At 68.9% G+C, this 8,360-nt stretch carries 9 protein-coding genes and 2 pseudogenes; 5 read left to right on the forward strand and 6 right to left on the reverse strand.

Features of this window, described 5'->3' with window-relative positions:
* Window positions 1-181: 181 nt before the first annotated feature.
* The 3 genes from VR44_RS23000 to VR44_RS23010 form a co-directional block, all read right to left on the reverse strand.
* Window positions 182-1,300 carry a tyrosine-type recombinase/integrase gene (locus VR44_RS23000; RefSeq protein ID WP_045949477.1) on the reverse strand — a complete coding sequence of 373 codons (1,119 nt, stop codon included), beginning with the start codon at window positions 1,298-1,300 and terminating at the stop codon, window positions 182-184.
* Window positions 1,301-1,473: 173 nt separating this feature from the next.
* Window positions 1,474-1,791 (reverse strand): helix-turn-helix transcriptional regulator, encoded by a 318-nt coding sequence (locus VR44_RS23005; protein WP_211275111.1) that lies wholly within the window; start codon window positions 1,789-1,791, stop codon window positions 1,474-1,476.
* A 119-nt stretch (window positions 1,792-1,910) separates the two neighbouring features.
* Window positions 1,911-2,195, reverse strand: a complete 285-nt coding sequence (locus VR44_RS23010; protein ID WP_045949478.1) for a helix-turn-helix domain-containing protein — start codon at window positions 2,193-2,195, stop codon at window positions 1,911-1,913.
* A 253-nt stretch (window positions 2,196-2,448) separates the two neighbouring features.
* Between VR44_RS23010 and VR44_RS42845 the strand changes: the two are divergent.
* From VR44_RS42845 to VR44_RS42855, 5 genes and pseudogenes are all read left to right on the forward strand, one after another.
* A pseudogene (locus VR44_RS42845) lies at window positions 2,449-3,341 on the forward strand (hypothetical protein).
* A gap of 44 nt (window positions 3,342-3,385) precedes the next feature.
* Window positions 3,386-4,036 (forward strand): annotated as a pseudogene (locus tag VR44_RS23025) (ATP-binding protein).
* Window positions 4,037-4,066: 30 nt separating this feature from the next.
* Window positions 4,067-4,930 (forward strand): DUF2637 domain-containing protein, encoded by an 864-nt coding sequence (locus VR44_RS23030; RefSeq protein ID WP_045949481.1) that lies wholly within the window; start codon window positions 4,067-4,069, stop codon window positions 4,928-4,930.
* Between the two features lie 421 nt (window positions 4,931-5,351).
* A complete protein-coding gene (locus tag VR44_RS46010) occupies window positions 5,352-5,696 on the forward strand; it encodes a plasmid mobilization protein (RefSeq protein WP_425424524.1) in 345 nt (114 codons plus the stop codon).
* A 48-nt stretch (window positions 5,697-5,744) separates the two neighbouring features.
* A protein-coding gene (locus VR44_RS42855) for an IS5 family transposase (protein ID WP_094191854.1) occupies window positions 5,745-6,547 on the forward strand; the annotation gives its coding sequence in 2 pieces (ribosomal slippage) (window positions 5,745-6,080 and window positions 6,083-6,547; 801 coding nt in all).
* Between the two features lie 3 nt (window positions 6,548-6,550).
* On the opposite strand, the gene VR44_RS48505 is transcribed toward VR44_RS42855, so the two are convergent.
* The 3 genes from VR44_RS48505 to VR44_RS23050 all read right to left on the reverse strand — a co-directional run bounded on the left by VR44_RS48505 (window position 6,551) and on the right by VR44_RS23050 (window position 8,267).
* Window positions 6,551-7,276: an alanine racemase gene (locus VR44_RS48505; RefSeq protein ID WP_281187173.1), complete on the reverse strand. Its 726-nt coding sequence runs from the start codon at window positions 7,274-7,276 to the stop codon at window positions 6,551-6,553.
* Window positions 7,277-7,310: 34 nt separating this feature from the next.
* Window positions 7,311-7,673, reverse strand: a complete 363-nt coding sequence (locus tag VR44_RS48510) for an alanine racemase (RefSeq protein ID WP_281187174.1) — start codon at window positions 7,671-7,673, stop codon at window positions 7,311-7,313.
* A 180-nt stretch (window positions 7,674-7,853) separates the two neighbouring features.
* Window positions 7,854-8,267, reverse strand: coding sequence for an NUDIX hydrolase (locus tag VR44_RS23050; protein ID WP_045949483.1), 414 nt, complete (start codon window positions 8,265-8,267; stop codon window positions 7,854-7,856).
* Between the last annotated feature and the right edge of the window lie 93 nt (window positions 8,268-8,360).

Below are 8,360 nucleotides of genomic sequence, written 5' to 3' on the forward strand. Positions count from 1 at the left end.
GGAGTCCACTGGGTCGACCGCGACCGACTCGGCCAATGGGCCCACGATGGCAAGGCCCTGCACGAACTGCTCGGACTGCCCTCCCGGCGCTCCCGCCTGCCCTGGCGCCGATCGGCATGAGACGCAGAGCCTGACTCACCAACCAGAACGGGTGGCACAGCATGAGCTGTGCCACCCGTTCTCAGTCAAGGGCAAAGTCGTCTGGGACGTACTGAGGGGCCACACCGAGCAACGCATCGACTGCCGCGCGTCCCTTGCCGCCGGCCTCGGGCATGAAGTGGGCGTAGTGGTCGAGGGTGATGGTCGGGCTGGAGTGGCCGAGCCATCGGGCGAGGGTGACGACGGATTCACCCGCCTCGAGGATCACGGAGGCGTAGGTGTGCCGGAGTACGTGGAAGCCGTCCTTGCGTGAGGCCTTCCAGCGCTGGCCCTTCTCCCTCAGGGGGATCACGTCGGCCTTCGCGAGGGCGGGTTTCCACACCTCGTCGTTGAAGATGTTGGCGCGGATCGCGTTGCCGTAGGTCGTGGTCAGGACGAGCGGGAAGGAGCGCTTCTCCCGATCGGCTTCGGGGCCGCCCCAGGGCAACTCGACCTCGACGGCGGGATGCTGCAGGAAGTGTGCGCGCAGCTCGGCCGCCACCGAAGGCGGCATGTCGACGACCCGGGTCTTCTCACCCTTCGGAAGGGTGAAGTACAGGCGGCCGTACAGGAGCTGGACCTGTCGGCGGACGCGGATGAGGCCGCGCTCGAAGTCGATGTCCACCGGCGACAGCCCGAAGACCTCCCCCTGGCGCAGCCCGCACCCGAGAGCGACGACGACGACGATCCGGTACCGCTGGTTGACGACGTCCCGCACCCGTTGCGCGGTCTCCAGCGGCCAAGCCTCCCGCTGGTCCTCCGGGACCTTGGGCCAGCGCACCGACTTGGCGCGCATCGGGTTGCGGACCAGGCGCTTGTCGTCGATCGCCGTCTCGAAGACGTTCGAGAGGGTGGTCAGGATCTGCCGGGCGTAGCGCGGTGCGCACTCGCCTTCGAGCGTGGCGATGTAGCCGCGCAGGACGGACGCCGTGACGTCCCGCAGCGCGACGTCACCGATGTGTGGGAGTACGTGGAGGCGCACTCGCTCGTCCACCCGCTTGACCGTGCCCGGTGCGCCCCGCACGCCCGCCTGCCAGTGGCGCGCGACGTAGTCGGCGACGGTGATGGAGCCGTCGCGCGGGTCGACGAACTCGCCCCGCTCACTGTCGGTGCCGGCTCGGCGGAGCCATGCCTTGGCGTCCTCCAGGGTGTCGAACGACATTCCCCGGACGCCCGGGATGCCCGCGACCCGGTACCGGCTGCCCCTGCCGTACCGGGCGGTGCGCTCGCGCTTGCCGGTGACGGGGTCCTTCTTCTAGTTGATCCAGCGGTCTTCGACGTAGCCGGCCAAGTCTTTCCTTGCGCTAGGGGTTCGGGACGGTCGGCCGGAAGCCGTCAGACGGTTGCCGAGTAGGCGGCGCGCCGCTGCGGTGCGGCGCTCACGGGGTTGAGGTCGGGGTTGGAGCGGGAGTCCGCCTGCTCCTGCGCACGTATCCAGGCGTCGAGCGCGTCGACCCTGTACGTCACCCGCCCGCGGGCGCCCATCCGGAAACTGGGCGGACCCTGCCGCCGGTGACGCCAGACGTAAAGCGTCTTGGGTGAAATGCCGAGATACGCGGCCGTGTCCTGGACCCCGACAAATGCACGGCCGACGGTGGAACGGTGACGAAATTCAGGGGAACCGACAGAGGAAATCGGATCGACGACAGACAAGCGAAGTTCCTTACGAAGGGGGCGGGGAAATAGACCACTGGCCACGCACAGGCGCAGCGGCCGCCAGGGACCACCAATGGTGCGGAGAATCCCCGATTTCGGAAACCGGGGATCGTCGGCTATATTCCGCCCACCCTCAGCGACTCGGGGCGGCTCGACGCAGCAGCGAGAAGCGCGTGTGGCGGCGCTCCGAGGGCTGCGGCGATGGCGACGAAGTCGTCGATGTCGCAGCGGCGTACCGTGCGTTCGATCCGGGAGAGCGCGGTGAAGGTCATGGGGCGGCCGAGTGCGGTGACCCGGGCGGCGAGCTGGCGCTGGGAGTAACCACGGGCCACGCGGGTGCGTTCGATGGCCTGGGCGGCGGCGCGTCCAGCGGGTCCGATTCCAAGAAGGCGTGGCGGCATTGGTGTGTTGTAGCTTGCCCGCCGGAGGCTACGGAAGGCATTCCCCGTCTGCTGTGAGCGATCCCGGACCGACACCGAATATCGCGGGCGATTTCGCCGACCGGGGTTTCGGGTTTACGGTCGTGCGACCGGAAAACCTTTCACGGCCGCTTGAGCCAGGTCTGGACTTCTGGACCCGGGGTGTGGCTGTGTTGTCCACGCACCCCGGCCCCGCCGGATTCCATGCCCCGATTTCGAAAGGCGGTCGATCTCCATCGCCCGTATCCGCACCATCAAGCCCGAGGCCTTCGCCTCCGAGTCCCTGGCGGCCGTGTCACTGAGCGCCGAGCGGACCTTCTTCGGCCTGCTCACCCAAGCCGACGACAAGGGCCGCATCCGCGACCAGTCCGCCGTCATCGCCGGACAGTTGTGGTCGCTGCGCCGCGAACACGGTCCGGTCGAAGTCGAGGACGATCTGACACAGCTCGACGCGGCCGGCCTGATCTGCCGCCACGAGGGCGAGGACGGAAGGCAGTACCTGCACGTCGTCGCCTTCGCCCTCCACCAGAAGATCAACCGCCCCAGCATCAGCAGGATCCCGTCCTGCCCGCACCACGACCTCGGCGTCCCGCGTGAGCCCTCACCGCCGGTACACGGATCCGTCACGGAGGCCTCCGTAACGGATCAGACGGCAGGCAGGGAGCCCGCCATGAGCAGGGAATCCGCAGGTCAAGGGCAGTTCAATGAGCCCTCACAGCCGGTTGAGGGAGGGCTCACTGAGCCTGACGTAAGCCCTCAGCGTCCGGATCTAGGACCTAGGAACAGGAATCTAAGAACTACTCCGTTGGGGGCGCGAGCGCCCCCGCGCCCTAGACCGTCTCGGCGAAGGACCTCATCACCGAGTACGCCGCAGCGTGCGAGCACCGCCCTCCCTCCACCGTGCTCGGCCAACTCGGGCAGGAGACCAGAAAGCTCCTCGACGAGGGCATCGCCCCTGCCCAGGTACGAGCCGGTCTCGACCGCCACCGTGCCAAGGGCCTCCACCCGAAGACCCTGCCCAGCCTCGTGCACGAGGTCATGAACGCGGGTGCCTCCACGCCCACTGCCGCCCACCGCCCCTGGACCAACCCCACCGACGTCGCCGCCGCCTATGGAGGTGCCCTCTGACCACCACCACTCTCCCGCAGCCCGCCGACCACAGCGTCCGGGCCATGGCAGACATCCTGCTCCGCCGGGGCATGGACCCGTCCGTCGTGGACTCGAAAGAACCGTAGCCCGCGCCCCAACCGGTCACCTCCCTGCAACTGGCCGACGCCCGCCTCCCCCCGCGCTGCAGGCAGTCCCTCGCCGATCACCCCCAGGTCGCCAACTGGGTGGACGAGATCGCCCGTGCCGGGCGCCCGGGCCCGTCCGGCACACGAGGCATCGCAGAGGGCCCGTCGCTGCTGATCGTCGGCCCCACCGGCACCGGCAAGACCCACCAGGCCTACGGCGCCGTCCGCAGCCTGCTCGCGGCCGGCGTCCGCCTGCGCTGGGAGGCCGTCACCGCCGCCGACCTGTACGCCCGCCTGAGGCCGCGCCCAGGACTCGACGCGGAACGTGAACTGCACACCCTGACCCGCTGCCCGCTGCTGGTCCTGGAGGACCTCGGCGCCGCCAAGGGCAGCGAGTGGACGGAGGAGCTGACCTACCGGCTGATCAACCACCGGTACGAATACCTGCGCCCCACCCTGCTCACGACCAACCTCGCCATCGACGATCTCCGCACCGCCCTCGGTGACCGCGTCGCCTCCCGCCTCTCCGAGATGACCCACCGGGTCATCCTCGGCGGGCCCGACCGCCGCCGCACCCCCGCTGCTTGAACGCGCCCACCCCTTTGGAGCACCACCCTCTTGACCACCACGTCCCACCGCACGCAGGCGGCCGAGCGGTACGCCCTCGCCGTCGCAGGCTGCGTCATCATCGCTCTCACCGCCGCTGGATTCTGGCTCTCCTACGCCCACCTCGCCGAGGTCGCAGGGCTGCACGGCCTCGGGACTTCCCCCGCCCGTCAGTGGGCATGGCCCGCCACGCTCGATGCCTTCATCGTCGCCGGCGAAGTGCTCATGCTCCGCGCCAGCCTCCGCCGGGAATCCGACGGGTGGGCGATCGCCCTCACCGCTGCTGGATCGCTGGGCTCGATCGCCCTGAACGTCGCCGGCGTCAGCAGGTCCGACGGCGTCCCGGCCTCGGCGCTCGACTACGTCGTCGCCGCTGTCCCACCAGCAGCCGCGCTCTTCGCCTTCGGCGTCCTCATGCGGCAGATCCACCGCCACGTCGCCGCCGAGGAGTCCCGCCACAGTCGTCGTCCGGTAGGGGAACCCTCAGCGCATCCCGCGAACCTGGACCGTCCCCGCGGGCACTCCGCCACACCGCAGCTCCCGGACCCGGAATGGCACTCGGGCCACGAGGGTGACCGCCCCACTCCGGCTGGCGCCATACGGGGCGCATCAGTCAATGTGGCGGAAGAGACCGATCAAGTGGCGGAAGCCTGCGTCCCGCCGAAGAAGCGCACCGGTCGCAAGCCCGCCGCCACCGACGACGAACTCCTCGACATTGCCCGCACCGCCCCGCTCGGACTCAAAGGACGCGCGTCAAGCCGCCACATCGAGACGGCTGTCCGTGCACGCGGCCTGCCTATCGGCAGGGACCGCCGGAACAAGATCACCCGGCAGGTCCAGGCCGAACTCGACAGCGGCCAAGCGAACGCCGCGTAGGCCCGCCCGAAGGTCACGCTGCCCCCGCGCATCCATCGCGGAGCAAGGTGGCGTTCGTACGCCCCATCCCCGCAGCACCGAAGCCGTTCCAGCCCGACCAACAGGAGGCACCCTCTTGCACGACGACCCCACTGCCGCAAATGCCCACGAACATCGACAGGCGGCTCCTACCCAAGCCCGAGACGGAGCAAGTTATCCCTTTGGACACTCCACCATAGGCGGAGTGTCCAAAGAGCTCTCCGCCCCAAGGGGACGGAGCCTCGTCCGGCGCCGGGGGACGCCTGACGAGGAGGCTGCGACCGCAGGGCGGGCGCAGCCGGGAGAAGATCAACAGCCTCCGCGCGAAGCCCCGAATACCTCCGCTACCCCTCCAGAGCCCCATACAAGACGCCGCACCCACAAGCACAGCCGGCGCTCCAAAGTGTGCAGCGTCCGTATGGACGACGACGAACACGCGCTCGTCGCGACCGCCGCCAAAGCTGTCGGCGTGACCGTCGCCGGCTTCTTCGCCAAAGCCGCCCTCAAGGAGGCCCACGACCCTCACACCAGCGCCGCGGCCATCGCCGGGCGTCGCGAGACCGTCATCAAGTTGTTCACCGCCCGCAGGCACCTCGCCCAGATCGGCAACAACCTGAACCAGCTGACCCGCGCCGTCAACTCCGGTGGCCGACCGACCGACATCCAACTCGACGCCGTACTCGACTCGGTCCGCCGGGCCTCCGCGCGCGTCCAGGACGCCACCGACCAGCTCCTCGAAGACGGCTAAGAGATCGTCTCAACTGGCTTGATCACTAGGCTGGTAGGCGTGACAGCGATGGTGGAGCGTCTGGTGCCGGACGGGTTGTGGGCGTTGTTTCAGCGGGTGGTGCCGACCGCTTCGGTGCGGCCCCAAGGCGGGGGCCGACGCAGGTATGGAGACCGGCAGGTGCTGGCAGCCATTGTCTTCGTGGCCACGACGGGATGTACCTGGCGCCAGCTGCCGTCCGACTTCGGCCCGTCTGGGCCGACCGCGCACCGGCGGTTCACGGAGTGGAGCCGGGCCCGGGTGTGGGCCAAGCTGCACCGCCTGGTGCTGGATGAGCTCGGCGCCCGCGGCGAGTTGGACTGGTCGCGGTGTGCCATCGACTCGGTGAATATGCGGGCGACGAAAGGGGGGATCTGACGGGTCCGAATCCCGTAGATCGCGGCAAGAAGGGCTCGAAGATCCACTTGATCACCGAGCGGTCCGGTCTGCCCCTCTCGATCGGCATCTCTGCCGCGAACACCCATGATAGCCAGGGACTGCAACCCCTGATACGAGGTATCCCGCGGATCCGTTCTCGCCGTGGACCGCGCCGACGGCGGCCTGCCAAGCTCCACGCCGACAAGGGGTACGACTACGACTACCTGCGACGCTGGCTCCGCGGCCGGAACATCGTCCCGCGCATCGCACGCAAAGGAATCGAGTCCTCACAGCGGCTGGGCCGCCACCGTTGGACCGTGGAGCGGACGGTGGCCTGGCTGGCCGGGTGCCGTCGACTTCACCGCCGCTACGAGCGCAAGGCCGAACACTTCTTAGCCTTCGCCGGGATAGCCGCTACCCTGATCTGCTACCGCCGTCTCTCCCACCTGCTGTGAAGCTCAGGTATTGGCCCCTCGTGCCGTGACCTGCCAGCGGTCGATCACCTTGTGGTCTTTGACGACCAGCAGCTCATCGGCGAGATTCACTGGCGTACATATGTGGTTGGGGACGACAGCGACCACCGACCCAAGGCGCGGTCCCCTCACGCCTTCCGGAAGGCGGACCACGGCGTGGTGCTCCCACAACCCGGTGATGGATCCCTGCGGGAACTGGGGGAGGTAGCCGTGGCCTGTCACCCAAGGCGACCGGTCGGAGCCAAGGACTTTGCTGCCGACGTCCAGCACGAAGCGGTCCAGGCCGGGAACGCTGATCACCGTCGCCGCAGCGACCAGCGCCAGGTCCTCCACCCCACAGGTGCCGATGGCCAGCTGGGTGGCGTCGTTGAAGACATAGACACCCGGCCGCAGCTCGTTGACTGCGCCCGGCTGCCACTGCCCCGCCGTCGGCGTCGACCCGCCGCTGACCACACGGACGTCGAGCCCGAGATCCCGCAGCACCTGTGCAGCCTGGCCCAGCGTCCGATCCTCGTCTCGTGCGGCGCGCTCACGTGCCCGCGGGTCGTGACCGTAGCCGTGTCCCGGGAACGTGAACACGCCCGCAACAAGGAGTCCCTCGTCGGCGGCGGCCTTCCCCACCTCACCAGCCACTTGAGGTTGGACTCCTGTGCGACGGCTCCCGCTGTCGACCTCGACAAGTACCTCGACGGGCCGGGCGCTGCCGCGCACGGCGTTCCCCAGCCGCTGCGCGCCTTCGACCGACTCAACGCCGACTCTCAGGGCAACGCGGTCCGCCAGGCGGCGTCAGGGCAACGCGGTCCGCCAGTCGGCGCAGCCGCTGCGCCTTGTCGGCATCGAGCCACACGGGGTACGCGATGAACAGGTCGTCCACGCCGGCCCGAGCAAATGCCTCGGCTTCTCCGATCGTGGCCACCGACAGCCCACGCGCACCAGCCCGAAGCTGAAGGTCCCCGATCTGCGCGCACTTGTGGGCTTTGGCATGCGGACGCAGGGCAAACCCTTGAGCCCGCGAAGCCTCGGCCATCCGCGAGATGTTGCCTTCCAGCACATCCGAATCGACCACGAGCGCCGGCGTAGCCAGCCCATCGGGCAGCAGTATCGCCATCTCTTGCCTCCCACCATGGAACACGTCGAGATGATCATGGCAGGTCGGCAGACGAGGGCCACGGGGCCATCGCCCCACGTCATACGCACCAATCGAGACGACCTCTAAGTACCTGCCCCACCAAGGTCCCCGAGATCCACCGTCCCCGCGTGTTGTCCCCATGCGCGCGGCCAGTCCGCGTCAACGCTTCAGGACGAAGTCAAGGTGTTCTTGCACTGGCTCGAACAGGCTGTACGGGACGTACTCAGAAATGTCGGCGTGGGCAACCCAAGCGAATTCGGCCAGCTCGTCGCTGTCCGCGACGTGCGCGTTGCCACCGACCACCTCGCAGGCCGTGTATGACATCACGCGGCCGGTGTCAGGGTGGACCCGTTCCCCCAGCGGTTTCAGCGCCCTCACGGCGAGGCCGGTCTCCTCCAGGGTCTCGCGTACGGCGGCCTCCTCCCGTGCTTCTCCCGGCTCGACCTCACCGGCGGGGAACTGCCAGGAGAGCCGCCCCTCGCTGACCCGACGCCGCACCATGAGCAAGCGGCCCCCGTGCACGACGACGGCCGCTGCGATGGCCGGTCGACCGTCAGCGTTCTCCTGCTCCACGTCCTCCTCCAGATCAGGTGGGCTGGCTGCCCCAAGGGGCGATACCGGCACGTTCACTGCGGCTCGGCCCCGGTCCGGAGGAGCGGGGTGAGC

This window comes from Streptomyces katrae (assembly GCF_000966975.1).
Classification (GTDB): Bacteria; Actinomycetota; Actinomycetes; order Streptomycetales; family Streptomycetaceae; genus Streptomyces; species Streptomyces katrae.

Excerpts from the sequence above, each read along its gene's own strand:
- VR44_RS23000 (WP_045949477.1), bottom strand. The coding sequence starts at position 1,300 with ATGTCGTTCGACACCCTGGAGGACGCCAAGGCATGGCTCCGCCGAGCC.
- VR44_RS23010 (WP_045949478.1), bottom strand. The coding sequence starts at position 2,195 with ATGCCGCCACGCCTTCTTGGAATCGGACCCGCTGGACGCGCCGCCGCC.
- VR44_RS48510 (WP_281187174.1), bottom strand. The coding sequence starts at position 7,673 with ATGGCGATACTGCTGCCCGATGGGCTGGCTACGCCGGCGCTCGTGGTC.